Source organism: Paenibacillus sp. V4I7 (assembly GCF_030817275.1).
GTDB lineage: Bacteria > Bacillota > Bacilli > Paenibacillales > NBRC-103111 > Paenibacillus_E.
In genome coordinates, this window is the sequence record NZ_JAUSZD010000002.1 from 8,253,741 (window position 1) to 8,276,930 (window position 23,190).

Consider the following 23,190-nt stretch of genomic DNA (forward strand, 5'->3'; position numbering starts at 1 on the left):
GGCGTATGACTACACTTAACAATAGAATTTATCTATCCCCTCCACATATGAGCGGGAATGAAATGAGCTATATCCAGGATGCCTTTGCTACGAATTGGATCGCCCCTTTGGGCCCGCATGTGGATGCATTTGAGAAAGAGCTTGCCTCACATGTCGGGGCAAATGCGGCTACAGCAGTCAGTTCAGGGACCGCGGCAATCCATCTGGCATTGCGGCTGATAGGTGTCAATGAAGGGGACAGCGTATTCTGCTCAAGTCTTACCTTCGTGGCCAGCGCAAATCCGATTATTTATTGTGGCGCGAGGCCGGTATTTATTGATTCTGAGCCCGAGACATGGAACATGTCTCCTGGGGCGTTGAAAGCCGCGCTGCAAGATGCTGCTCTAGAGGGGAAATTGCCTAAGGCCGTTATTGTTGTAAATCTCTATGGTCAAAGTGCAAAAATGGACGAAATTATGTCGTTATGTGAATCCTATGATGTCCCCGTCATTGAAGACGCAGCAGAATCGCTCGGATCTATGTATAAAGGAAGAGCAAGCGGGTCATTCGGCAAATATGGCGTATATTCATTCAATGGGAATAAGATTATATCCACTTCTGGCGGAGGAATGCTGGTTTCCGATGATGTAGAGGGATTAAAGCAAGCTCGTTTCTTAGCTACACAAGCACGGGATCAAGCCATCCATTATCAACATAGTCAATTGGGATTCAATTATCGAATGAGCAATGTGTTAGCTGGAATAGGCAGAGCGCAGCTTGAGGTTTTGGAAGAGCGAGTTAATGCCAGAAGAGCGGTCTTTAACCGTTATGATGAAGCCTTATCCCATTTGCCAGGCATTGAATTCATGCCGGAACTAGCAAACACGCGCTCGAATCGGTGGCTCACCGTATTAACGCTAGAGGAGAAAGAAGCTGGGGTAACCGCTCATGAAGTGTTAGAAGCATTGACAGAATTAAACATCGAAGCCCGTCCAGTCTGGAAACCGCTGCATCTGCAGCCGCTTTTTGAAGGAGCTCGGTACTATCCACATAGCGATAACGAGAATGTATCAGAACGATTGTTTCAAACAGGAATTTGCTTACCGTCGGGGTCACAATTACAGGAAGATGAACAACAGAGGGTGATCACTTGTATCAAGAAAACTGTTATGCAAACTATGCCATTCAAGGTCATTATTTAATAATAGGAGGAACTAATCATGTGTGGAATTGTCGGTTATATCGGAAATCAGGAGGCGAAGGACATCCTGGTCAAAGGATTAGAAAAACTAGAATACAGAGGGTATGATTCTTCCGGAATAGCCTTATTAAATGACAGAGGCGTACATGTTTATAAAGAGCAGGGCCGGATTGCAGAACTTCGACAAGTCATTGATCACGAGGAAAAGGCGAAGATTGGAATTGGTCATACCAGATGGGCAACACATGGCAAGCCTAGTCGCAGAAATGCTCATCCTCATCAAAGTAACAATGGCCGATTCACGGTTGTACATAACGGAGTAATAGAGAACTTCGAAGAATTGAAGCATCAATATTTGCTTGATGTGCCCTTCGCCAGCGACACGGACACGGAAGTCATCGTACAGATGATGGAGAAGTTAGTGGAGAGTGGGCTGCAGGTGGAGGAAGCTTTTCGACAACTGCTGATGAAGATCAAAGGTTCTTATGCTGTAGCGTTATTAGATAATCAGGACCAGGAAACGATTTATGTTGGCAAAAATAAGAGTCCCTTACTGATCGGGCTCGGACAAGATTTTCATGTGATCGCAAGTGATGCTATGGCGATGCTGCAGCTTACGAGCCAGTTCGTTGAACTGATGGATGAGGAGATGGTCATACTTCGCCAAGAGAGCAAAACCATTAAAAACTTGAGCGGAGACCTCATTCAGCGGCGGCCATTTCAAGTTAAGCTGGACGCCAGCGATATAGAGAAGGGACCCTACCCGCATTATATGTTGAAAGAAATTGATGAGCAGCCCTTTGTCATCCGCAAAGTCATTTCTAAGTATCAAGACAGCAATGGGAATTTGATGATAGACGATAACATTCGTGAGAGCATGAAGCAAGCAGATCGCATCTACATCATTGCATGCGGTACAAGTTATCACGCCGGATTAGTCGGAAAGCATTTGCTTGAAAAGATTGCGGACATCCCGGTTGAAACACATATCGCAAGTGAATTTTTGTATAACAGACCCATTCTGTCCCGTAACCCCTTATTTATATGTATTTCTCAAAGTGGGGAGACAGCAGATAGCAGGGGGGTATTGGTAGCCGTCAAACAAATGGGCTATTCAGCATTGACAATTACCAACGTTCCAGGTTCAACCTTATCCCGTGAATCGGACTATACCTTATACACGCATGCCGGACCAGAAATTGCTGTAGCATCAACGAAAGCCTATACGGCACAAATTGCGGTGTTAGCGATACTTGCGTTCGATAGTGCAAGAAATAAGGGCAAATTAGGCGATGTGAATCCTATTCATGAATTAAGTATAGCGGCCAATGCGATGGAAATTATGATTAACAAAAAAGAAATGATGGAAGAAATGGTGTGGAAGTATTTAAATGCTTCACGTAATTGCTTCTTTATTGGTCGTGGTGTGGACTATTACGCATGTTTGGAAGGCGCATTAAAGCTTAAGGAGATTTCTTATATTCAAGCGGAAGGATTCGCTGGCGGGGAATTAAAGCATGGAACGATTGCATTAATTGAGGAAGGAACGCCTGTTATCGCGCTTCTCACACAACCTCATATTAGAGCGAATATTCGAAGCAATGTGCAAGAGGTTATGGCACGTGGCGCTAATGTGTGTATGATTAGCATTGAAGGGATAGAGGAGAAGAACGATCAAATCGTTTTGCCTGCGGTTCATGAGTTTCTTACTCCGCTTGTTTCCGTCATTCCGTTACAATTAATAGCGTATTATGCAGCTCTATATCGAGGTTGCGATGTAGACAAACCAAGAAATCTAGCCAAAAGTGTCACTGTGGAGTGATGATAACGATGATCGGTCAAAACATATCAAGTATCCGGAAACAAAGGGGGTATACGTTGTCCGAGCTGTCAGAGCGGACCGGTATTTCCAAGTCCTATTTAAGTAACATAGAACGAAATCTCAAACAGAACCCTTCGATTCATGTCATGGAAAAAATTGCTTTGGTTCTTAAAGTAGACTTGAAAATGCTGTTAAAAATTGCTGCTGATGTGGAAACAAGCCAACAGCTTGATCAGGAGTGGATGGATTTTATTAATGATTTGAAGCAGTCCGGCATAGATAAGGAACGTATTCATGAATTTAAAATTTTGATTGAGTTTATGAAGTGGAACAATGATAAAATTAAGTAGAATGAAGCAGTTGTTATGGTTGATCGTATTGACTATAATCATTGGAACTATATTTGTTTTCACTGCTCTTCAGACCTTTACCGGTGAGAATACCAAAGAGCAAATCCAGCAAATAACAGGTATGAATGAACATAATGCTTATGTAACCAATGCGATTATTCGTAAATCCGCACATGTCCTTATGTTTGGCTTGCTCAGTATCTTTTTCTACATAGTGATTCGTAGGCAGTCGATATGGTTCGCTTGGGTTTGCACGACCTTGATGGCCATTGTTGATGAATGGCATCAGTCATATGTACCGGGAAGGTCCGCATTAGTCCAGGATGTGCTGCTGGATTCACTAGCAGCGCTGATATTTCTTAGAATTATTATTTATATAAGAAAACGATAATAGTGAAGTAACTCAAAATAGCCCCTTCTTGGGGCTTTATTGTTCGTTATATGAAACAAATTTGTTCGTTAGAAGAAATTCTGATATAATAAAATGAAGAGCAACATTACTTCATTATAAGGGAAGATCCGAAATGATTGGAAAACGAGTTCAACAATTGAGGAAAGAAAAGGGTCTGTCTCTTACAGAACTGGCGGAACGTGCAGGGGTTGCTAAATCTTATATTAGCAGCTTGGAGCGGGACATTCAGAAGAACCCTTCGATTCAGTTTCTTGAGAAAATTGCAGCTGTTCTGAAAGTGCCTGTCGATAGGCTAATTGATGACCAAGAAGAGATGGCTGCTAATGACCGTGAGCTCGATCCGGAATGGTATGAGATCATTAAAGAAGCCATGACTTCTGGGGTTGACAAGCAGCAGTTTCGAGAGTTTCTGGATTTCAATAAATGGAGAATGAAACGTCCAAACGACGAATAGTTCTAGGACGATTGTTGAATGAATCCCTTTGAGGACATGAAGCGATCGTTTTCCGTTGAAAGTGAAATTGTCGTGGGTTGGAAGGGGCTTCTTAGGAATGCGCGGATATCTTCCATCGTAAGACCCATCTTACGCGCGCTCATAATAAGATTGACCCACTCCTTATCAAACTCTTCGGTATCCACCTGGTTTATCCGATTCACAAACGACCCCTCCAAATCATCTATCGCGATACAATTTGTATCTGTTGATTTATTATCGCACGTTTTTTCTGTGAAATCAATCCCGATTACATTAAAATTATACAAATTGTATCGCTGTTCAAGTGGGTTCCCTCGACATAAATCGCGTAAATATGCAGTCGGCTCAAAACATAAGGAGAGGGTAGGGAAACCTAAAGTGAAGAATATTCGCCTAAATCGCAGGACGTTTCTCAAAAAAAGTCTGATTGCGGTTGAATCCTTAGCCATATTAACGGGAGTTAGTGGATTATATGGCATCTTCGGTGAGCGGTATTGGATTCAGTCGACAACGGTTCGTCTTTCGTACCGTCGGTATCCTGCATCGTTTGCGGGCGTGCGTATTGTCCAATTCAGTGATACGCATATCGGCAAGTATTACAGTCTAGAACAGATGAACAAAGTGGTTGATCTGCTGCAGCGGCAAGAGCCTGACATCATCTGTTTTACAGGAGATTTATTTGATTCCAGATTCGGTGAAGTAAGTGACGAAGTGATTCCGATCTTATCGCGACTCCAAGCAGGAATGGGCAAATTCGCTGTGCTCGGTAATCATGATATGCGGCTAGATTCCAGTCGTGTAAGGGATGTACTTGAGCGATCCGGCTTTACCGTCTTAGTCAACGAAAGCCGATCTATTGAACGTGGGAATGGACGACTACAGGTCGTTGGTATAGATGAAATGCTCCACGGTAAACCGGATTTGCCATTCGCCTTGCAAGGTGTAAAGCAGGATGATTTCGTGCTTTTACTTGCGCATGAGCCAGATATCGCAGACACGTCGCTAAACTATCCAGTCGATCTGCAGCTCTCTGGACACAGCCATGGCGGACAGATTAGGATTCCATTGTACGGCAGTATATTTACGCCGGAACTAGGACAAAAGTACCCTATTGGCTTGTACACCTTTGAAGGAAGCGAGTTTCACGTCTACACGAACCGTGGAATTGGTACGACTTTGTTCCCGATTCGGTTCAATTGTAGGCCTGAAATAACAGTGTTTGTCCTAGAAACGAAGCTGTCATAAGCACATAAAAACTCCGTTAGCCGAAGCCAACGGAGTATATGTATTCATCAGTAGCAAAACCACTTTTTCCAAATATCAAAGGAATCCATACTATCAATATCATCCCATTTGATATCGTCCCAGTCTTTGTCGTCCCAGTGATGGTTATTATTGTTATTGTTATTGTTATTATTATTATTATTGTTGTTATTGTTATTGTTGTTGTTGTTGTTGTTGTTGCTATTGCTATTGTTGTTATTACTATTATTGCTGTTATTACTATTCCAATTATTATCTGAAAAAATTGAAGCAAACTTAGAAAGAATGCTGTTTTTCTGAGAACTTCCTGATTCATTACCTGAAGCTGAAGCATATGCAGGGAAGATAATTGCACTAAAGAGTAAAATCAGACAAGATATTCGAACGATGTTTAACACTATACATAACCTCCCTTCCTAAGAATTGCTGCACGCCATCGTTCTTTATTAAGAATTATACAGCAATAATTAGGTTTTGAGAACTATAAAAGGCATAGATCATTTATTAAATTTATGATACAATATGTAACATAATATAAGTAGGGGGATTGATAGAGTAAAAATAAGAGTTTTCTTGCTGCGTTAAGATACAATTCGTAACATACAAACGGAACTGATTAAATTCATGCGAGGTGCAACTCATGCAGGTTGTTCAACCTATTAGAGAACAAGAGAAAATTGAACAGATACAGGCTGTTTTGAAAGAACAGTCGATTCGAGACTGGCTTCTTTTCACCATTGGGATTAATTCGGGACTTCATCTAAGCGATCTATTGTCTTTGAAAGTGAGCGATGTGAAGGATCGAAGTGTAGTCAGCATCAAGGAAGAAAAAACGGGGAAAGCAAAGACGTTTCAACTTTCTCCACAGCTTAAAACTTATATTGAAGAATATATCCAATATATGGATGGAGATGCCTATTTATTCCCATCCCAACGAACGGGCAATCCGATCAAAAGAATCCGAGTTTATCGTATTTTAAATGAAGCAGCCAAGCAAGTTGGACTAAACGACATAGGTACACACACACTTCGAAAAACATACGGCTATCATTATTACCTAAGAACGAAAAATGTTTCGGTCCTCAGAGACTTATTTAATCAATCGGCTCCATCAGTGACATTAAAGTATATTGGCGTGAAGGAATAGAAAATCAACTTAAGTTGATTTTTGTTGAAAGTAGTGGCTCGGGATAGATACATAATGTATCATGTCGATTAGTAATATTGTAATTCTTTTTAAAGTTAATAGCTGAGCGTTGGGAGTGGAGTTTCTTATGAAACAAGAAGAAAAGATTTCAGTAGAAATTCATCATGTTCTTCAGCAGTTAGGGATCGACCAGCAGAAGTTTCAGAATCAAGTTATGATGTCTTCCTCACAAGCTACTCCAAGGAACGCTCAGCTCTTACAAAAGCGATGAATCGTTTTGCTTCCTCTGGGGTCAGAACTCGACCATCCACGGTTAATGAAAACTTTTTCAAAATGCTCTCATCCGTTAAATCGAGATGCTCTACGAACTCTCTAACATCATGATCTAGAACCGTTTGTGGCTGATCAGTCCGGCCAAGTAAATAATCAACGGTAACATTAAAAAAATTGGCGATCTTATTAATGGTTTCGTAGTCCGGCTCACGTCGATTTGTTTCGTAATGAGAAAGAGCGGCTCTAGATATTCCAATTTTATTAGAAAGTTCCTCTTGAGTTAATCCTCTTTTTTCGCGTAAAAGGGCAATGCGATCTCCATATTTCAGCGTGATCATTCCTCACTGTTTAATTATTCTTTAACATTATAACCACTGTTTTTCTCGCTATATACCAGAGAACTATTATAACAAAGCAAAGATTCATTGACTAGATACAAGATGTAACAAAAAGGAGGGATGAGGCAAATGGCGTTGGAGAAAAAAAGTAAATTATCATTAGTCGTACCACTGGATGGAAAGTTGAATATTATTCGAATTCGAAATCAACTCATTAATAGCAAACATGCACTAATCGAAATTATAGCACTTGAAAAGTCCCAATTCACATTTGCTAGTCCCTTATGTTTGCCAACCAGCCATCAAGTCACCTATGGTTTTGAATTTACAATTTTCGGTCAATTATTTCAAGTTAATGGTAGCATAGAACTAGAAAGTAATAACGATAATGAATACATCTATAAAGCGGTTATTCAATCTGAAGACCATGTTGTTTCCGAAATGCTCTATGCCATCAATCAACTTGCGGTCACACAGAATACGGAATACGTTAAGCTTTCAAAAAGCTACACGCCAGAACATTCATCAGCTGTTAGTACAGTTGATTTGATATGTTGAGTGAGAAATAAAGCCGCTCAGCTTGTGCTAATCCGTTTGTTGCTCTCATAAGGTTAGTATAAAAACCAATGAATGTCGAATTAAAATGTTCGAATACATAATTTCTATATCCATACACGGAAAAATGAATCGAGCCCCTTGCAATGTTACAAAACGTATCTTATAATCAAGATATATACAGAATGTAACAACATACGACATTTTGAGCATTCAAAGGGGAGAAATATCATGAATTCGGATATTGTCTATTGTATTCAATGTAGTTCGATTATAGGTAGAGGTCATTCAGATCAGATATTTAAGACGGGTTTCTATCATACAACGATTCCACTTTGTCTCTGCAAAACGTGCGTTTCCACGGAGGAGAATAGGTTAAGTATAGAAATTATAAGCAATTCCCATAAGTGCTATTCCGATTTTGCTTTGCCCTTGTCTATCTAGCGGGAGGGTGGTGTAAGACCGGTTTTTTTTGTTATATTGGTAAGCGCTTTCAAAACTTATGGAAAGAAAAGCCTTCCTCTTACGTAAAAAGCGGAATGGCTTTTTTTATTTTATTGGAGTAAATGCTGATGCGCACTATAGTCAATCTGCTGCTTTTCGAGGAAGCTAGTCAAGCTTTTATAGTCGCGCCGTGGTGTTGCGAGAATGTAACCTTGAATACAGTGGTCACGCGTTACTTCACTTGCATGCGCCTCCAAGGCAACCTGTCCAATGCGTGCTGCGATGGAATGCTTGGCAATATCTCTAAAAGCTGTCGGCACAGGTGATACCAATTGATCGAGAAATCTTTTGGAGTCTTCTGTCCATAAGTGCCGCGAGCTGTCCACGTAGTGATTTTGCCAATCCAGCTTCGACTTACCGTCTTCTTTGGGCAGCACCTTGAGGAACTTCCGAAACATGAAATACCCGCCAATGGACATGAACAAAAGCAGGACACATACCCAGAAAATGATGAACCACATGAAAAAATCATTAGCCATTTATTTGTCACCTCACTAGCCTACATCAATATATCTTAAGAATTATACCTTATTTCTAGATTTCTTGCGACAATCCTAGTAAAATAGGAAGGTAGTAGACGTAACTACTTTGGTCTTCCATACCTAAGTAGTTGCGTAGTAAACACACAAAAAGGAGTTAACCATTATGCCCAAAATTGGCTCACACGTTTCGTTCTCAGATAAAGGCTTGTTAAATGCAGCAGAAGAGGCAGTCACATACGGTTCTTCCACATTTATGATATACACAGGTGCCCCACAAAATACGCGCCGTAAACCGATTGAGGATCAATTTGTCGAAGAAGGTAAAGCAGTCATGGAGAAGCATGCGATGAACGAAATTGTCGTACACGCTCCCTACATTATTAATCTAGGTTCTTATAAAGAAGATACCTTTGAGTTAGCCGTGCGTTTCCTTCAGGAAGAAATTCGTCGGACAGACTACATTGGCGTTCGCAATATCGTTCTTCATCCCGGGGCTTACACGGACAAGGATGCGGAGTATGGCATTGCCAGAATCGCGGAGGGTCTGAACGAAGTACTTGCAGGGGTTAAAGATACGAATGTGAACATCGCACTGGAAACAATGGCTGGCAAAGGGACGGAAATTGGCCGCAGCTTTGAGGAATTAGCTGAAATTATGGAGCAAGTAGAGTTTAATAACAAATTATCCGTTTGTTTGGACACTTGCCATATTCATGACGCTGGGTATGATATTGTGAACGACCTCGATGGCGTTCTGCATCATTTTGACAAAGTAATCGGTCTAGAAAAGCTTGGTGTTATTCACTTGAATGATAGTAAGAATCCTCGCGGAGCCAGCAAGGACCGCCACGCGCCGCTTGGTTCAGGTTGGATTGGCTTTGAAGCTATGAATAATGTTGCCAACCATGAGAAGCTGCAGCATTTGCCGATGATTCTTGAAACTCCTTGGATTGGTAAAGAAGATAAAACGCAGCGTCCGATGTACGAAGCAGAAATTGCACTGCTCTCTGGTAACCTCAGTGGACGTTTTGGCGGCGAATTCTTGGATCATGTAGAGCGAATTGATTTTTTGTTAGGCAAAAAAGAGATTCATTTCCGTGATTTCGTTCTGAATACATGGGAATTATTGAAAAATGATGCCAAGGCCAAGAAAGCGGACGGACGTGAGCCGCTGGAGCGTTTGTATGATATTCTACATGAAGAAAATCTTTTCTCTGACCTTAGCGAGGAGCAGATTAATCAACGATTAATTGTTTGGCTCGCAGGTAAAGAGATACTTAAGAAAGTTTAAAATAGATTTCAGCAAACTAAAAAGAAAGCTTTCTTACAGAAAGTTAAAGCTATTAGGGGGATAACATGGAACAGGGAAGTATGAGTAACTCATTGCGCAGGGAAAGCGTAATGGTGAATAGGGCAAGAATGTTGATCTCTTGTCCAGATCAGCCGGGAATCGTCGCGGCGGTTTCACAATTTTTGTTTGAATATGGCGCGAATATCGTGCAATCCGATCAATACACAATGGATCCTGAGGGCGGCATGTTTTTCATCCGGATCGAGTTCGATTTAATAGAGCTTGGGAGTCGGGTTAACCAGTTGAGAAAAGATTTCTCTGTCGTTGCGGACAAGTTCTCCATGGATTGGAGCCTTTCTCTTGCCAGTCAGAAAAAGCGCATCGCTATCTTCGTATCGAAGGAAGATCATGCACTGCTTGAGCTGCTTTGGCACTGGCGCGCGGGTGATCTTAACGCAGATATCGCGATGGTCATTAGTAACCACCCGGACATGCAGTCGCTCGTCGAACCTTTTGGAATTCCGTATCACCATATTCCGGTTACCGCGGATACGAAGGCAGAAGCCGAGCGTCGTCAGCTTGAAGTCGTTGGAGACAATGTTGATGCGATCGTATTGGCTCGCTATATGCAGATCGTTTCGCCTTCTTTTATTAAACACTACGCTAACCGTATTATTAATATCCATCATTCCTTCTTGCCTGCCTTTGTCGGCGGAAAGCCTTATGCGCAAGCCCATAACCGTGGGGTGAAAATTATTGGCGCTACTGCACATTATGTGACGGATGAACTGGATGGTGGACCTATTATTGAGCAAGACGTTCAAAGGGTAAGTCACCGTGATAACGTCGAAGATTTGAAAAGAATCGGTCGACATATTGAACGGATCGTCCTTGCTAGAGCGGTAGCTTGGCATGTAGAAGATCGAATTATTGTGCATAATAACAAGACAGTTGTATTTAATTAAGCTAGATTAGGCTGTGTCCATTGCTGGATGCAGCCTTTTTGCTAGTGAAGGTAGATGATGTTTTAGCGGCTTATTGTGGCAAAGCATTAAAGCAAATGGTACAATAATGCAAGCGAGAAAAGTCACTTGTATGTACAAGTCATTGATTGACGAAAATACAGAAATATAGGAGGGAATTTTCGAATGACAGTAACAAACAAAACAATTGAACAATTAGCGGTCGACACGATCCGTACTTTGGGTATCGATGCCGTTGAGAAAGCCAAATCAGGTCACCCAGGTATGGTCATGGGGGCTGCGCCAATGGCTTATGTGCTGTGGAAACAGCATATGAAGCACAATCCATCTAATCCAAAATGGGTCAATCGTGATCGTTTCGTGCTTTCTGCGGGCCATGGGTCCATGCTGCTATACAGCCTACTTCACCTTTGTGGATACGATTTGCCAATGGAAGAGATCAAAAACTTCCGCCAATGGGGAAGCAAAACGCCAGGACATCCGGAATACGGTCATACAGCAGGTGTTGACGCAACGACGGGTCCACTTGGACAAGGTATTGGTATGGCGGTTGGTATGGCTATGGCTGAAGCTCATTTGAGAGAGACTTACAATAAAGAGAATTTCCCTGTAATCGACCACTATACATACGCAATCTGTGGTGATGGCGACATGATGGAAGGCGTTTCATCTGAAGCGGTTTCCTTGGCAGCTCACCTAAAATTGGGCAAATTAATCATGTTGTACGATTCCAATGATATCTCGCTGGATGGCGAGCTTAATATGGCATTTTCCGAGAACGTTGAGAAGCGTTTTGAAGCTTACGGTTGGCAAGTGCTGCGTGTAGAAGAGCAAAATGATCTTGCGGCGATTTCCAAAGCAATTGCTGAAGCAAAAGCTGATACAACGCGCCCAACTCTGATTGAAGTGAAAACGACAATCGGTTTCGGCAGCCCGAACAAAGGCGGCAAAGGCGGCCACGTTGGACCACATGGATCTCCGCTAGGCGGCGATGAAGTGAAGCTGACGAAGCAAGCTTACGGCTGGCCGGAAGAGCCGGACTTCTTAGTTCCGGACGAAGTTAGAGCGCACTATGCAGAAATTCAAAAAGAAGGCGCTGCAGCTGAACAAGCTTGGAGCAACCTGTTGAATGACTACATTAAGGCATATCCAGAACTCGGCAACCAGTTCAGTGCGGCAGTGAGCGATGAATTGCCAGCAGGCTGGGACGCAGATCTTCCGGTTTACAGCACATCAGACAAGCCTATGGCTACTCGTGTTGCCTCCGGTAATGCGATTAATGCGATTGCACCTAAGTTGCCGCAATTGATCGGTGGTTCCGCGGATCTGGCTAGCTCTAACAACACCATGATCAAAGGCGAATCCAACTACAGCGCAAGCAACTATGCAGGCCGCAATGTATGGTTTGGTGTTCGTGAATTCGGTATGGGTACAGCAATGAACGGTATGGCTCTGCATGGTGGCGTTAAGATATACGGGGCTACATTCTTTGTATTCTCTGATTACCTGCGTGCATCGATTCGTCTGGCGGCTCTTATGCAGCTTCCAGTTATCTACGTTCTAACACATGACAGTATTGCTGTTGGTGAAGATGGACCAACGCATGAACCGGGTTGAACAATTGCCAGCGCTTCGTGTCATTCCGGGCATCACCGTTATTCGCCCAGCTGATGGTAACGAAACATCTGAAGCATGGCGCTATGCGATTTCCCAAGCTAAGGGGCCAGTTGCACTCGTGTTGACTCGCCAAAACCTGCCGATCCTTGAAGGAACAGTTCAAGGCGCGAAAGAAAACCTAAGCAAAGGCGGATACGTGGTATCCGATGCTACAAATGGCAAGCCAGTTGCTCAAATTCTGGCAACAGGCTCTGAAGTACAATTGGCTGTCGCGGCGCAAAAGCTTCTTGAAGCCGAAGGCATTAACGTTCGTGTCGTCAGCTTGCCAAGCTTGGAGCTGTTCGAGAAACAGTCCAAAGAATATAAAGACTCTGTCATTCTGCCGGAAGTGAAGAAGCGTCTAGCCGTTGAGATGGCTTACCCGCTTGGTTGGGAACGTTACGTTGGCGACCAAGGATCCATCCTCGGTATCTCTACATTTGGAGCATCCGCACCAGGAGATTTGGTTCTCAAAGAATACGGATTCTACCCAGAGAACGTAGCAGCTAGAGTGAAAGCTCTATTGTCTTAATTAGTTGAAAGCAGCCATAGCCCACCCCGCGTGGGCTTGGCATCATTTTTAGTCATTTTAAAGGGGGAACCAATCACCATGTCTAGCTTTGAAAATGTAACGGTATTAACAAAAGCCAACGTTTATTTCGACGGTAAAGTAACTAGCCGCACCGTTCAATTCGCCGATGGCACCAAAAAAACACTCGGCATTTTGCTCCCGGGTGAGTACGAATTCGGAACAGATGTTAAAGAAATCATGGAAATTCAAGCTGGTGAGCTGAACGTATTGCTTCCAGGCAGCAGCGAATGGATTACCATCAGTGGACAAGGTGAATTCACAGTTCCCGCCAATGCAAAATTCAAGCTCGAAGTGAAAACAGTAAGCGATTATATTTGCTCTTATATTAATGAGTAATTAAATAGGGAAAAGACATCCCTTCAGATCCCATACATCATCGGACAAATTGCCCGATGATGTATGGGATCTTTTTGTCTTGAGAGGATTTAATTGGAAGACCAAGGGTAGAGGGAGCGGGTATCCATTTGCAGTACTTCTTCGATGTCGCTCATGCGTATCCATAGCTGTTGGATGCTTTGTAGAGCATCAGGTGGAAGCGCCATATGTCGCTGCTTAATCCTGGAGAGGCTGACGCCGATGCATTGGGGGTGTCCTGGATTAATGACGAGGTCATCCAGCAGGACGGTTATTCCTGCCTCTAAGTCTGGGATTTCTTCCATCTTTAGCTGCTGAAACGGAGCAATTAATGGCACGTACAACGAAGTTTTGTTCCAATCTAGCTCGTGTTGCCGAAAACGCAGCGCCATGAGAAAGGGCTGGATGCGCTCTTCATGGAAGTCATAAAAAACAGTCAGCTTAGCCATCAGAGGGCGCCCCTTTTTGCTTCAGATGCTCCAGCTTGTCCATGATGAGGCGAGTTGCATCGGACCAATTGGCTGGATTGTATTTGCTAGCTTGGCTTTGTGTAAATAGCTGGTATTCATGATCCATAATGCCTTGCAGGACACGTCGCTGAATTTGCTCTATGCGTGCTGCTGCAAGCCGATGGGTTACTTGAAACTCTTCGGAAAGAAGGGCAATCATTTCGTTCTTTTGCTCGGGCAGCGGTAGTTTCTTAAGCATGGATATAGGTATTGCCGCGTAGAGCTGGAAGGCTGATGCATCCTGCTCCTGCCAATCGACATAACGATCTGGCATGATCATTTGGTTACCGGAATGGCGAAGCACATGACAAAGCTCGTGAAGGAAGTCTTCCCACTGCTCTTTGGCAGATAATCGACGGTCAACGTTGATGCTGAATTGCCCGTTATTTTCCACAGCCATGCTGTTCATATCCATCGCATAAACCCAAATATCCAGTTTAGCAGCCAAATGGGTCATGCTAAGCTGAGCTGGCTCTGTGATATCATGTTGGAGATATAAAGCTTCGACCCATTGTTCCAGAGGGGTGGTTTGGTAGTGAGTGAACAGGACAAACACCTCGCTATAGGAATGTATGTTCGTTTAACTGAGGTAAAGAAAAGCCCGTTTGGGCTTGGCTTTATTGTAAAAGGATAAGTTCTTATCAAGATGGCGCTTAAGCCACTGTTACTGCTGGCTATCTGGTTTGCGGGTCATCTGCTGCTCTTTGATGAAGTTCCAGAAGCGGAGCATTTCGTCTCGCTTTTCTTTAGGAGCATTCTGGAAATCTTTAAAAAATAAGCTAACCTCGGGGTCATCGATTTCTGTAGCTTGGATCGGGTCAGAGGGGCTTTCGAGGGCCTCTTCTTCTGTCGGAGCAAACCCGGCAAGCAGTAGAAGTTCATCCTTCTCCGAGCTGGTAAGTGCATCGGCTAAGGCGATAACCGTTTCTCTGGATGGATTGAAGCGGTTATTTTCTATGGAGTTTATAAATGAATAACTGACACCGGATCGTTCCCCGAGCTCTCTAAGTGAGAAATGGTTCATCTTGCGCAGATCCCGAATTCGAATGCCAAATTGCACCATATCTTTCATCGCTTCATCACCTTTCCCTATTGTAAATGGTTGTGTATATAAAAAACAAGAGGAACAAATAAAAATGTTTAGAATTTCAAAACATTTGTGTTGAATTTTAAAACAAGAAAGGCTATGATTTGTTTAGAATTTCAAAACACTAACTTTTAGGAGATGATAACAGATGGTGGAACGTATTTTACACATAGAGCAAGAACAAATTGATCGGCGGGCAACGCGCAAGCGGGTGGAAGATGTGCTCGAAACGGTTCGTATATACCGGTTGATCGGGTATGTGCGGAGAGAGAGGGGAGCGATTTCGGACTCGAATCAGGTACTCAAGGTGGAGGAGCAGGCAGCTGTATACCTGGTAGATACAGAGGAACAACTGGTTGGTTTATGCGCTGAGGTAGAGCAGGCGTTGTTGCTGCTTGATGAACTTGAACAGGAAATGATCAACAAACGTTATTTACAAAGGGACAAGTTGTTCGATTTCTTACTGTTCCATGAGCTGAATTTGAGCGAGCGCACGTACCGCCGGGTGAAGGCTAAGGCGATAGCTAAGCTGGCTTACATGCTGCGGCTAGAGGTGATTCTTTCTTAAGGAGCAATGTTTGTATGACGTTTGGGCGATAGGAGGTACAATTATATAAAAGACATATAACCGGCTAGGGCAGTATGACCGTAAGTTGGCCGTCTGTTGGCAGTTCGTTTGATTGGCACCGTGGTAAGATCGTTGTGTAGAGTAGTGAGGGAGGTGATTAGGCTGAACAGGATGCAAGCGATAATGTCCAGATCCAGCAGATATGTGAGGGCTGCTTACGGGACGAATGGAAGGAGTGAAACGAGTGGCAGTAGGGTCATTTAGGCAGTGACTGTTTTGAAAAGAAAAAAATGTTTTGAATTTCAAAACATTCGACACAAACACTCGATTGTTAACACTTTGTGGTAAGGGAGAACGGTTGGAGTGAAGTGATGTAACGATGTTTTGCATCGTTACAGAGGGCCTCAGCGGTGAGAATGTCACTGAGACGATGTAAAACATGCTTACAGATGAGTCAAAGAGGCGGAAACGACGGGATGGTGTGCTGTAACGATGTTTTACACAGAAAGGAGGTGAGAGAAGCGAATGATTAACATGGCAATTCAACTAGCGCTATATCTTCAATGCAAAAGTATGGGAGCACTCGGGAGAGACATGTTCGTGGACGGTGTTCCACAGACCCCCAATGAGGCCATCTGGCTCAGCCACGTTGGTGGCAGCGCAGAGTTCAAGCTGGACGCGCCGGATAGCTGGCGCAAGCTGAGTTTGAACGTGAGAAGCACAACGCCGGCGGGGGCGCAGGATCGTATTTGGAGCGCTATTAAGAAGCTGCTCGATCCTGATGACGGTGTCATCAAGGTGGACGGGCAATCCTACACGGTGCAAATTACTGCGTTGCCTGCTATGCAGGACAAGGATGCTGCAGGCAGATGCCTCATAAAATCTGTCCTGATCCTTCGGCAAGTAAAGCCTGTGCTAGAAACTTGGCTGAAAGCTATATCCGTATTTACGGAAGCTGCTTTAGGCTCGCAGTGGCGCGTATACCGTGGATTCAACGGTACGTGTCGACCTAGCGTCTCATGGCATTGTTTGAGCGTACTGAGTTCGTCAGCGTTAAGAGGTACTAGCCAGCTTACAAAACAATTCGTTGGGCAGATTGCTGCGAGGTCAGCAAATGAGTATCAGTTGGCCGTACAATTATTACTGCTGGAACTAGCTGAACAAGCTAAATTGCCAATGGGAGGCGTTGGAGGCAGGTGGTTAACGGTTATTAATTCCAGCGCAACGATGCGCTCAGGGGATTTGTCCACGGGGATTTTGACCGTTACTGTAACGGTCGCCGCTGCAGCTCCACAAGGCACGTTACCTCTCATCGCTGGCGTTCAGACAGCAACATAAATTCATAATTAAGGTTAATCGAAACAGGCATCAATAGAGTGATGGCTAAGCCAGTGAAGGCGAACTATCAGTACGGAAAATATCGCATTCATAACATGGTGAGTGGGTTCGAAAGATTGTCAAGAAGCCAAAAATCCCGACAGCCTCCCCCAACCAATCTCAACAGAAAGGAGCAAAAACGAATGAACCAAATCGGTTTTAACCTGATTTCTGCCATGTTCGGCGGGTTCGCAACCTATGCCTTCGGTGGGTGGAACGAGCTACTTAGCCTATTTCTCATGGCGATACTAGTCGATTATGTAACTGGCATTGCCGCCTCGATGAGGGAGCAGCGTGGCCTTAATAGCCAAGTCGGCTATTGGGGGCTTACCCGCAAAGGGCTGATGTTGCTCGTGATTATGCTAGCTCATCGCATGGATATTCTGATGGATACAGATCTGATGATGACAGGAGCGATTTATTTTTACTTGGCGAATGAGTTTATTTCCATTACTGAAAATTACGGACGATTAGGGCTGCCACTGCCAAGCTTTTTGAAGCAGATGATTCAAGTGCTGCGAGGCAAGGAGGAAGGGTTATGAGCAAAGAAAGCTTTATTGATCAATTAGCTCCAGCGGCACAAGCGGATATACGGGAGTTTGGTATTTTAGCTAGTGTCACGATCGCTCAGGCTATTTTGGAAAGTGGCTGGGGTCGCTCAGCTCCTGGTAACAATTTGTTTGGAATCAAAGGGAGCGGGCAGCAGCTAGTTACGCAGGAGTTCATAAATGGCAAGTGGATGCAAATTGTAGATGGCTTTCGAGTATACGACAGCTGGTCCGATAGTGTTCGCGATCATTCGCTGTTGCTTGCTCACAATCCCAGATACGCGAATGTGTTACTTGAAAGTGACTACAGGTGTGCTAGTCAGGAGCTGCAGCGCGCAGGATATGCAACAGATCCGCAGTATGCGGACAAGCTGATTCGGATAATTGAAGGGAGCGAGCTAACTCGATGTGATCAGATAGAGAAGGAAAGGGGGAATATGATGAGTTCTGATGATGAGAATAAGATTATTAACTTCTTATCCACTGCTTTGATAAGCACAGAGGATGTAGACGCTAGAGTGGAGTTTCACCGTTTGGCTGATGAGCTTCGGAAAGCATCTGGACAACAGTAAGCTGCTGATTTCTCAACAACGATCCGAAAATCATCAGGCTGTCGGCGTAACGCTAGTAATTCTTCAGCTCGAACCTAAATAAGAGTCTCTAGGGACTCTTATTTAGGCATTTACTCTGAACTTAAGGTAAATAGAAGCCTCCAAAGACTCTTATTTGCACAGATATTCCAACTTGGTGCATCTTTTTTAACAAATAGAAGTCTCTAGAAGCTTCTATTTTCAACTTAAACCCATGGATTGGCATAAATAGAAGCCTCTAAAGGCTTCTATTTTGAGGTACGAGCTATTTTGGCCATCACTGCCTCTATATAAGCCTAAACAAACAAGTTTCTTCCCTTTGGATCCAGAATGTAAGAGCGAATTCTCTGTTCCCCACTGGCCGGCTTTACTATCCCTTTCCTGTGCAGGCTGTGAAGCCACTTTCGTGCGTGCTCAACTCGAATGCCAAGATGGTCAGCTACTATATTCGGTTTAAGCGGATCTATGGTACTTGCTGCCAACCGGGCGATTTCTTTTTCTCGATGTGTGAGTGATATAAGTTGAGTTTGATCGCCATACCATCGCGCCATGATGTTGAGGACGACTTGTTGACAACGTCGTGGATGCTGGGTGATATCATCGAGTGAGAACCGAAAAACCTTCCATTCGTCCAAAACCAACTGATTCTGCCGCATCAGGTTATCCCCGAAACGAGAGCGGTCAACATCTCGAACATGCGGACCGTAACCGTCGATCTCGAAACAAATCCGATGTGGCGGACGGAGATATACAAAGTCGACAAATCTGGTGTTGTCCTGAAAATCCCTGACTTCATATTCCGGATGAAGATGGCGAAAATGCCCAATGAGCGGCCACCAGATTTGCTGCATAAATTGTTTTTCAGCAAAACCATGTCCCTCCTTTAACCGGCGCAGTCGCTCTCCTGTCCGTCGATCTTCATGGTATCTAACAAAATTTTCGTGTTCTCTAAGAAAATCCATTAGCCAACCTCCCTGGAAATAAAAACTACCGCCTCTCCCAAAAGGGAAAGACGGCATGTTCTTCACGCGTCGTTTTATGTAAATTAATAGGCCCTACATAGCATACGCAATATGATCCTCAATGTACTGCTCCAACTTGATCCGCACATAAGGCGGCAAGGCGGAGAGCATGCAGCCATAACGGAAGTTGCGGCCGTCAGGCTCGATGCGAATCACGCGAGCGGTGATTGGCGGCAGCTCCGCTTCCTGCGGGAAGTGGATGACGATGAACATGTCCGGCGCAAGCGGGGCGGCAGATGTAATCTGCAGTCCGCTCTCGGACAAGTCGAAGAGGGTGCCGTCGATGTTTTGGCCGGAGAAGGAACCCTCCTGCTCCCATTGGTAAATGGACAGCTTCAGGCTGATGTCCAGCTTCACGCGCGTGTTCCGGCGGCGTTCACGGCCAGAAAGCGGGGATGCCGGTTCCTCTGCAGCAACGACAGGCTCGCTATGTCTGACAACCTGCTGCCCCATCCATTCTTCATAACACTGAATGACGGAGCTCAAATCTTCCTCACCTAGGCCTTTACTTAGGCCGATTTGGAATAAGTTGGTAGCTGACTGCAGCATAGGCGTCGGCAGCTGGAACTTGCCCGTAATCTCCTGTGCAAGCTGCAAATCCTTCAGCATCAGCTTCAGAGAGAATTGATTGCTGAAATCGCGATCGATAATCTTATCGCCTTTCAGCTCCACCATCTTGCTGTTCGCTCCGCCGGAGCGAACAATCTCTAAAAATTGAGCAGGCTTCACCCCTGCCTTAACCGCTATGGATAAACCTTCGGCTAAGCCGGCTAAATTAATGCCCACCATCGTGTTGTGGGCAAGCTTCGCGTAAGAGCCGGAGCCGCTCGGCCCGAGGTAAAGTGCTTTAGTGCCAAGTGCGAGGAATACATCGTGCTGCTCGTCGAACACTTCTTGGTTGCCGCCGACCATGAAAGTAAGCGTTCCTGCTTCGGCAGCAGGTTTACTGCCAGTGACAGGCGCGTCGAGGAAGTCAACGAAATGCGCTGCGAGTTCCTCAGCCAGCTTTTGACTTGTTTGCGGGGAAACGGTACTGGAGTCTATAATCGTGAGTGCCGGATGAACGCCACTTAGAATGCCCTGCTCACTGTAGAATGTTTCTAATAGTGATGCATCATTGCTAAGCATTGTAATCAGAACATCCGAACTGCGAGTTACTTCAGCAGGGGTCAAACCCACCTCAGCACCAAGATGGGCCAGCTCGTCCGCTTTTTCAGCAGTTCGATTATATACAGTTACCATAAAACCTTTTTGAATAAGGTTAGCTGCCATGGGTTTGCCCATAGTGCCAAGTCCAATAAAGCCGATACGTTTCATGATCCTTCACCTCTAGATTCATTTTATCATGGTAATTATAACCTGTGAATTTTTTTATAGGGATCTTTGGTCGGAGACCAAAGTCTCTCCACTTAAGCGATCACTCATTGAATGTCATTCAATATATGATCGCTTACTTGCTTTTGGACAGGCAAATAAGTATGCTAGGAAAAGGAAAAAAATAGAGATGGAGGCGAGCATAGTGAGTAAGAAACTACAATTTGATTACAGTAAAGCACTATCCTTTTTATCCCAGCATGAGGTTGATTATTTGGCGGCTCAAGTAGAGCTAGCACATGAACAGCTGCATAACAAAACGGGTGCAGGTTCCGATTATTTAGGATGGGTTGATCTTCCTGAGAATTATAATCGTGAGGAATTTGCTCGTATTCAGGCTTCCGCTAAACAAATTCAATCCGACTCCGAGGCGCTTGTTGTAATCGGTATTGGTGGTTCCTATTTAGGCGCACGCGCGGCGCTAGAGATGTTGTCTCATTCTTTCTATAATATTTTGCCAAAAGATAAACGTAAGACACCTGAGATTTATTTCGTAGGAAATAACATCAGCTCTACATATGTTACGCATTTGCTTCAACTGCTTGAAGGCAAAGATTTCTCTGTGAACGTGATCTCGAAGTCCGGTACGACAACAGAGCCGGCGATTGCTTTCCGTATTTTCCGTGAGTTGTTAGAGAAGAAATATGGTAAAGAAGCTGCGCGCAAACGTATTTATGCTACAACGGATCAAGAGAAGGGTGCGCTCAAAACACTCGCTACAGCAGAAGGTTACGAAACCTTTGTCATTCCAGATGATGTAGGCGGACGATATTCGGTATTAACAGCTGTAGGTTTATTGCCAATCGCGACAGCGGGCATTGATGTGGAAGCGATTATGAAAGGCGCGGCAGATGCGCAGCATGAGTTCTCCAATCCGAAGCTGAGTGAAAATCAAGCTTATCAATACGCTGCTGTTCGAAATTCACTGTACCGTAAAGGGAAAACGATCGAAATTCTCGTCAACTACGAGCCTTCCCTGCATTTCGTTTCGGAATGGTGGAAGCAGCTGTTTGGTGAAAGTGAAGGAAAAGATTACAAAGGTATTTATCCAGCATCGGTAGACTTTTCGACGGATTTGCACTCCATGGGTCAGTTCGTTCAAGATGGCAACCGGATTCTGTTTGAAACGGTCATTCAAGTTGATCAAGTGGCTGACCATATTACAATTGGCACAGATCCCGATGATTTGGACGGACTCAACTTCCTTAGCGGGAAAACGATGGATTTCGTGAATAAGAAAGCTTTCCAAGGCACGATGCTTGCTCACACGGACGGTAACGTACCGAACCTGATCGTAACGCTTCCGGATATGACGCCTTACTCCTTCGGATATATGGTGTATTTCTTCGAAAAAGCATGCGGTATCAGTGGTTATCTGATGGGTGTAAATCCTTTTGACCAACCAGGCGTTGAAGCGTATAAAAAGAATATGTTTGCCCTCTTAGGCAAACCGGGTTATGAGAAGGAAAAAGCCGAGTTGGAAGCACGCTTGCAGAATTAATTCATGAATGCCAAGCAGAGAAACGATCAATCCTATCGGATTGGTCGTTTTTTCCATTGAATAATTACCATTATTTATGTGGTAAATTTTCTTTCTATATTGTCGAAGTCAAAGGATGTGTGTAGAATATAATGAAACAGATGTTTCCTTCTACCAAGAAAGGTCGGCTATGCTAGCACATTTCAAAACTATCCAATCGCACGGATCGTCGGAAATCATCATCAAGAAGTCGCGTTTCATCGGTCATGCCAAACCGGTAGAGTCTGAAGAAGAAGCTATCCTATTTATTGAAGCTATCAAGAAGGAACACAGGTCGGCCACACATAACTGCAGCGCCTATGTCATCGGAGAAAGGGATCAGATTCAGAAGCAATCTGATGATGGGGAACCGAGTGGTACAGCAGGAAAGCCGATTCTGGAAGTGATTAAGCATCAAGGACTTAAGAATATCGTTATCGTCGTTACCCGTTATTTCGGCGGCATCATGCTTGGCGCGGGCGGACTCATTCGGGCTTATACGGATGGAGCCGTGGTAGGTATTGAAGCAGGACAGCCAATTTATAAAGTCAATCATCAGCAAGTGCTGATTGAGGTGGATTATACGTGGTATGGCAAACTCGAGAACGAGCTGAGAAGTCAGGGGATGCTCCTAGGGGATATTCAGTTTACGGATAAAGTGACTGTAGCCTGTTATCCTTTGGCAGCTGCAGCGGAAGCTTTTATCAACTGGGCAACAGATTTTACACAAGGTCAAAGCGTTGTTATCGCAGGAGAGAACGAATACATGGTGCATAATAGCTTGCCGGAATAGGCAGGCTCGGGACTTTGAGAGGCACAACTAATTTCATAGAAGCTAAGGATGCGGAGGGATAGGAATGGCTAGGAAAGCAGTCGCGCAAGAGCTTAGCAGAGAACGAATACTTGCAGAAGCGCGGGA

Annotated in this window: 26 protein-coding genes and 1 pseudogene; 18 read left to right on the top strand and 9 right to left on the bottom strand. The window is 44.2% G+C overall.

The genetic code is table 11. The features are described 5' to 3' along the window. Positions 1–5 precede the first annotated feature (5 nt). The 5 genes from QFZ80_RS38640 to QFZ80_RS38660 all read left to right on the top strand — a co-directional run bounded on the left by QFZ80_RS38640 (position 6) and on the right by QFZ80_RS38660 (position 4,218). Positions 6–1,181, top strand: a complete 1,176-nt coding sequence (locus QFZ80_RS38640) for a DegT/DnrJ/EryC1/StrS family aminotransferase (protein WP_307563946.1) — start codon at positions 6–8, stop codon at positions 1,179–1,181. A gap of 18 nt (positions 1,182–1,199) precedes the next feature. After that, positions 1,200–3,002, top strand: coding sequence for a glutamine--fructose-6-phosphate transaminase (isomerizing) (glmS, locus tag QFZ80_RS38645; protein WP_307563948.1), 1,803 nt, complete (start codon positions 1,200–1,202; stop codon positions 3,000–3,002). Positions 3,003–3,010: 8 nt separating this feature from the next. Next, positions 3,011–3,352: a helix-turn-helix domain-containing protein gene (locus QFZ80_RS38650; RefSeq protein ID WP_307563951.1), complete on the top strand. Its 342-nt coding sequence runs from the start codon at positions 3,011–3,013 to the stop codon at positions 3,350–3,352. Beyond that, on the top strand, positions 3,336–3,743 hold the full coding sequence (locus QFZ80_RS38655; protein ID WP_307563954.1) for a VanZ family protein: 408 nt from the start codon (positions 3,336–3,338) through the stop codon (positions 3,741–3,743). Before QFZ80_RS38650 ends, QFZ80_RS38655 begins: the two co-directional genes overlap by 17 nt. Positions 3,744–3,876: 133 nt before the next feature. After that, positions 3,877–4,218, top strand: coding sequence for a helix-turn-helix domain-containing protein (locus QFZ80_RS38660; RefSeq protein ID WP_261302561.1), 342 nt, complete (start codon positions 3,877–3,879; stop codon positions 4,216–4,218). A 2-nt stretch (positions 4,219–4,220) separates the two neighbouring features. Here QFZ80_RS38660 and QFZ80_RS38665 read toward each other — a convergent pair whose 3' ends face one another. Continuing rightward, positions 4,221–4,421, bottom strand: a complete 201-nt coding sequence (locus tag QFZ80_RS38665; protein ID WP_307563956.1) for an anti-repressor SinI family protein — start codon at positions 4,419–4,421, stop codon at positions 4,221–4,223. Between the two features lie 196 nt (positions 4,422–4,617). On the opposite strand from QFZ80_RS38665, the gene QFZ80_RS38670 reads away from it, so the two are divergent. Further along, positions 4,618–5,484, top strand: coding sequence for a metallophosphoesterase (locus QFZ80_RS38670; protein ID WP_307563958.1), 867 nt, complete (start codon positions 4,618–4,620; stop codon positions 5,482–5,484). Between the two features lie 47 nt (positions 5,485–5,531). Here the strand turns inward: QFZ80_RS38670 and QFZ80_RS38675 are convergent, their stop codons facing one another. Next, complete coding sequence (locus QFZ80_RS38675; RefSeq protein ID WP_307563960.1) at positions 5,532–5,900, bottom strand: hypothetical protein; 369 nt, start codon at positions 5,898–5,900, stop codon at positions 5,532–5,534. A gap of 242 nt (positions 5,901–6,142) precedes the next feature. On the opposite strand from QFZ80_RS38675, the gene QFZ80_RS38680 reads away from it, so the two are divergent. Then, positions 6,143–6,649 carry a tyrosine-type recombinase/integrase gene (locus QFZ80_RS38680; protein ID WP_261302557.1) on the top strand — a complete coding sequence of 169 codons (507 nt, stop codon included), beginning with the start codon at positions 6,143–6,145 and terminating at the stop codon, positions 6,647–6,649. Positions 6,650–6,882: 233 nt separating this feature from the next. Here QFZ80_RS38680 and QFZ80_RS38685 read toward each other — a convergent pair whose 3' ends face one another. Beyond that, positions 6,883–7,251, bottom strand: a complete 369-nt coding sequence (locus tag QFZ80_RS38685) for a helix-turn-helix domain-containing protein (RefSeq protein WP_029196339.1) — start codon at positions 7,249–7,251, stop codon at positions 6,883–6,885. A 138-nt stretch (positions 7,252–7,389) separates the two neighbouring features. Between QFZ80_RS38685 and QFZ80_RS38690 the strand changes: the two genes are divergently transcribed. Continuing rightward, positions 7,390–7,818, top strand: a complete 429-nt coding sequence (locus tag QFZ80_RS38690; protein ID WP_307549588.1) for a hypothetical protein — start codon at positions 7,390–7,392, stop codon at positions 7,816–7,818. A gap of 551 nt (positions 7,819–8,369) precedes the next feature. Here the strand turns inward: QFZ80_RS38690 and QFZ80_RS38695 are convergent. After that, positions 8,370–8,798 carry a DUF2621 domain-containing protein gene (locus QFZ80_RS38695; RefSeq protein ID WP_307563962.1) on the bottom strand — a complete coding sequence of 143 codons (429 nt, stop codon included), beginning with the start codon at positions 8,796–8,798 and terminating at the stop codon, positions 8,370–8,372. 166 nt (positions 8,799–8,964) lie between these two features. Between QFZ80_RS38695 and QFZ80_RS38700 the strand changes: the two genes are divergently transcribed. The 4 genes and pseudogenes from QFZ80_RS38700 to ppnP all read left to right on the top strand — a co-directional run bounded on the left by QFZ80_RS38700 (position 8,965) and on the right by ppnP (position 13,659). Beyond that, on the top strand, positions 8,965–10,092 hold the full coding sequence (locus tag QFZ80_RS38700; RefSeq protein WP_307549586.1) for a deoxyribonuclease IV: 1,128 nt from the start codon (positions 8,965–8,967) through the stop codon (positions 10,090–10,092). Positions 10,093–10,157: 65 nt separating this feature from the next. After that, positions 10,158–11,057 (top strand): formyltetrahydrofolate deformylase, encoded by a 900-nt coding sequence (gene purU, locus QFZ80_RS38705; protein WP_307549585.1) that lies wholly within the window; start codon positions 10,158–10,160, stop codon positions 11,055–11,057. 183 nt (positions 11,058–11,240) lie between these two features. After that, a pseudogene (gene tkt / locus QFZ80_RS38710) lies at positions 11,241–13,263 on the top strand (transketolase). Between the two features lie 78 nt (positions 13,264–13,341). After that, complete coding sequence (ppnP, locus tag QFZ80_RS38715; protein ID WP_307549580.1) at positions 13,342–13,659, top strand: pyrimidine/purine nucleoside phosphorylase; 318 nt, start codon at positions 13,342–13,344, stop codon at positions 13,657–13,659. Positions 13,660–13,748: 89 nt separating this feature from the next. Here the strand turns inward: ppnP and QFZ80_RS38720 are convergent, their stop codons facing one another. From QFZ80_RS38720 to QFZ80_RS38730, 3 genes are all read right to left on the bottom strand, one after another. Beyond that, on the bottom strand, positions 13,749–14,126 hold the full coding sequence (locus tag QFZ80_RS38720) for a hypothetical protein (RefSeq protein WP_307563964.1): 378 nt from the start codon (positions 14,124–14,126) through the stop codon (positions 13,749–13,751). Further along, a complete protein-coding gene (locus QFZ80_RS38725; RefSeq protein WP_307563966.1) occupies positions 14,119–14,634 on the bottom strand; it encodes an ImmA/IrrE family metallo-endopeptidase in 516 nt (171 codons plus the stop codon). The genes QFZ80_RS38720 and QFZ80_RS38725 overlap by 8 nt, the downstream gene beginning before the upstream one ends. A 216-nt stretch (positions 14,635–14,850) precedes the next feature. Further along, complete coding sequence (locus QFZ80_RS38730) at positions 14,851–15,258, bottom strand: helix-turn-helix transcriptional regulator (RefSeq protein WP_307549574.1); 408 nt, start codon at positions 15,256–15,258, stop codon at positions 14,851–14,853. A 163-nt stretch (positions 15,259–15,421) separates the two neighbouring features. Between QFZ80_RS38730 and QFZ80_RS38735 the strand changes: the two genes are divergently transcribed. From QFZ80_RS38735 to QFZ80_RS38750, 4 genes are all read left to right on the top strand, one after another. After that, the gene (locus QFZ80_RS38735; protein WP_307563968.1) at positions 15,422–15,841 is read left to right on the top strand and encodes an ArpU family phage packaging/lysis transcriptional regulator; all 420 of its coding nucleotides are present in this window, start codon (positions 15,422–15,424) and stop codon (positions 15,839–15,841) included. 525 nt (positions 15,842–16,366) lie between these two features. Then, positions 16,367–17,179, top strand: coding sequence for a minor capsid protein (locus QFZ80_RS38740; protein WP_307549570.1), 813 nt, complete (start codon positions 16,367–16,369; stop codon positions 17,177–17,179). A gap of 182 nt (positions 17,180–17,361) precedes the next feature. Then, a complete protein-coding gene (locus QFZ80_RS38745; RefSeq protein WP_307549569.1) occupies positions 17,362–17,760 on the top strand; it encodes a phage holin family protein in 399 nt (132 codons plus the stop codon). Next, positions 17,757–18,338 carry a glycoside hydrolase family 73 protein gene (locus tag QFZ80_RS38750; protein WP_307563971.1) on the top strand — a complete coding sequence of 194 codons (582 nt, stop codon included), beginning with the start codon at positions 17,757–17,759 and terminating at the stop codon, positions 18,336–18,338. Before QFZ80_RS38745 ends, QFZ80_RS38750 begins: the two co-directional genes overlap by 4 nt. Before the next feature lie 314 nt (positions 18,339–18,652). On the opposite strand, the gene QFZ80_RS38755 is transcribed toward QFZ80_RS38750, so the two are convergent. Continuing rightward, positions 18,653–19,318, bottom strand: a complete 666-nt coding sequence (locus QFZ80_RS38755; protein WP_307563973.1) for a DNA-binding response regulator — start codon at positions 19,316–19,318, stop codon at positions 18,653–18,655. Positions 19,319–19,411: 93 nt separating this feature from the next. Further along, on the bottom strand, positions 19,412–20,695 hold the full coding sequence (locus tag QFZ80_RS38760) for an NAD(P)-binding domain-containing protein (RefSeq protein ID WP_307563978.1): 1,284 nt from the start codon (positions 20,693–20,695) through the stop codon (positions 19,412–19,414). Positions 20,696–20,897: 202 nt separating this feature from the next. On the opposite strand from QFZ80_RS38760, the gene QFZ80_RS38765 reads away from it, so the two are divergent. Beyond that, positions 20,898–22,253, top strand: a complete 1,356-nt coding sequence (locus QFZ80_RS38765; protein ID WP_057305052.1) for a glucose-6-phosphate isomerase — start codon at positions 20,898–20,900, stop codon at positions 22,251–22,253. A gap of 169 nt (positions 22,254–22,422) precedes the next feature. Next, a complete protein-coding gene (locus tag QFZ80_RS38770) occupies positions 22,423–23,064 on the top strand; it encodes a YigZ family protein (RefSeq protein ID WP_307549561.1) in 642 nt (213 codons plus the stop codon). Positions 23,065–23,190 lie beyond the last annotated feature (126 nt).

Excerpts from the sequence above, each read along its gene's own strand:
- QFZ80_RS38640 (WP_307563946.1), top strand. The coding sequence starts at position 6 with ATGACTACACTTAACAATAGAATTTATCTATCCCCTCCACATATGAGC.
- QFZ80_RS38760 (WP_307563978.1), bottom strand. The coding sequence starts at position 20,695 with ATGAAACGTATCGGCTTTATTGGACTTGGCACTATGGGCAAACCCATG.
- QFZ80_RS38750 (WP_307563971.1), top strand. The coding sequence starts at position 17,757 with ATGAGCAAAGAAAGCTTTATTGATCAATTAGCTCCAGCGGCACAAGCG.
- QFZ80_RS38650 (WP_307563951.1), top strand. The coding sequence starts at position 3,011 with ATGATCGGTCAAAACATATCAAGTATCCGGAAACAAAGGGGGTATACG.
- QFZ80_RS38770 (WP_307549561.1), top strand. The coding sequence starts at position 22,423 with ATGCTAGCACATTTCAAAACTATCCAATCGCACGGATCGTCGGAAATC.
- QFZ80_RS38700 (WP_307549586.1), top strand. The coding sequence starts at position 8,965 with ATGCCCAAAATTGGCTCACACGTTTCGTTCTCAGATAAAGGCTTGTTA.
- QFZ80_RS38735 (WP_307563968.1), top strand. The coding sequence starts at position 15,422 with ATGGTGGAACGTATTTTACACATAGAGCAAGAACAAATTGATCGGCGG.
- QFZ80_RS38740 (WP_307549570.1), top strand. The coding sequence starts at position 16,367 with ATGATTAACATGGCAATTCAACTAGCGCTATATCTTCAATGCAAAAGT.
- purU (WP_307549585.1), top strand. The coding sequence starts at position 10,158 with ATGGAACAGGGAAGTATGAGTAACTCATTGCGCAGGGAAAGCGTAATG.
- QFZ80_RS38730 (WP_307549574.1), bottom strand. The coding sequence starts at position 15,258 with ATGAAAGATATGGTGCAATTTGGCATTCGAATTCGGGATCTGCGCAAG.
- ppnP (WP_307549580.1), top strand. The coding sequence starts at position 13,342 with ATGTCTAGCTTTGAAAATGTAACGGTATTAACAAAAGCCAACGTTTAT.
- QFZ80_RS38755 (WP_307563973.1), bottom strand. The coding sequence starts at position 19,318 with ATGGATTTTCTTAGAGAACACGAAAATTTTGTTAGATACCATGAAGAT.
- QFZ80_RS38660 (WP_261302561.1), top strand. The coding sequence starts at position 3,877 with ATGATTGGAAAACGAGTTCAACAATTGAGGAAAGAAAAGGGTCTGTCT.
- QFZ80_RS38680 (WP_261302557.1), top strand. The coding sequence starts at position 6,143 with ATGCAGGTTGTTCAACCTATTAGAGAACAAGAGAAAATTGAACAGATA.
- glmS (WP_307563948.1), top strand. The coding sequence starts at position 1,200 with ATGTGTGGAATTGTCGGTTATATCGGAAATCAGGAGGCGAAGGACATC.
- QFZ80_RS38745 (WP_307549569.1), top strand. The coding sequence starts at position 17,362 with ATGAACCAAATCGGTTTTAACCTGATTTCTGCCATGTTCGGCGGGTTC.
- QFZ80_RS38655 (WP_307563954.1), top strand. The coding sequence starts at position 3,336 with ATGATAAAATTAAGTAGAATGAAGCAGTTGTTATGGTTGATCGTATTG.
- QFZ80_RS38690 (WP_307549588.1), top strand. The coding sequence starts at position 7,390 with ATGGCGTTGGAGAAAAAAAGTAAATTATCATTAGTCGTACCACTGGAT.
- QFZ80_RS38695 (WP_307563962.1), bottom strand. The coding sequence starts at position 8,798 with ATGGCTAATGATTTTTTCATGTGGTTCATCATTTTCTGGGTATGTGTC.
- QFZ80_RS38720 (WP_307563964.1), bottom strand. The coding sequence starts at position 14,126 with ATGGCTAAGCTGACTGTTTTTTATGACTTCCATGAAGAGCGCATCCAG.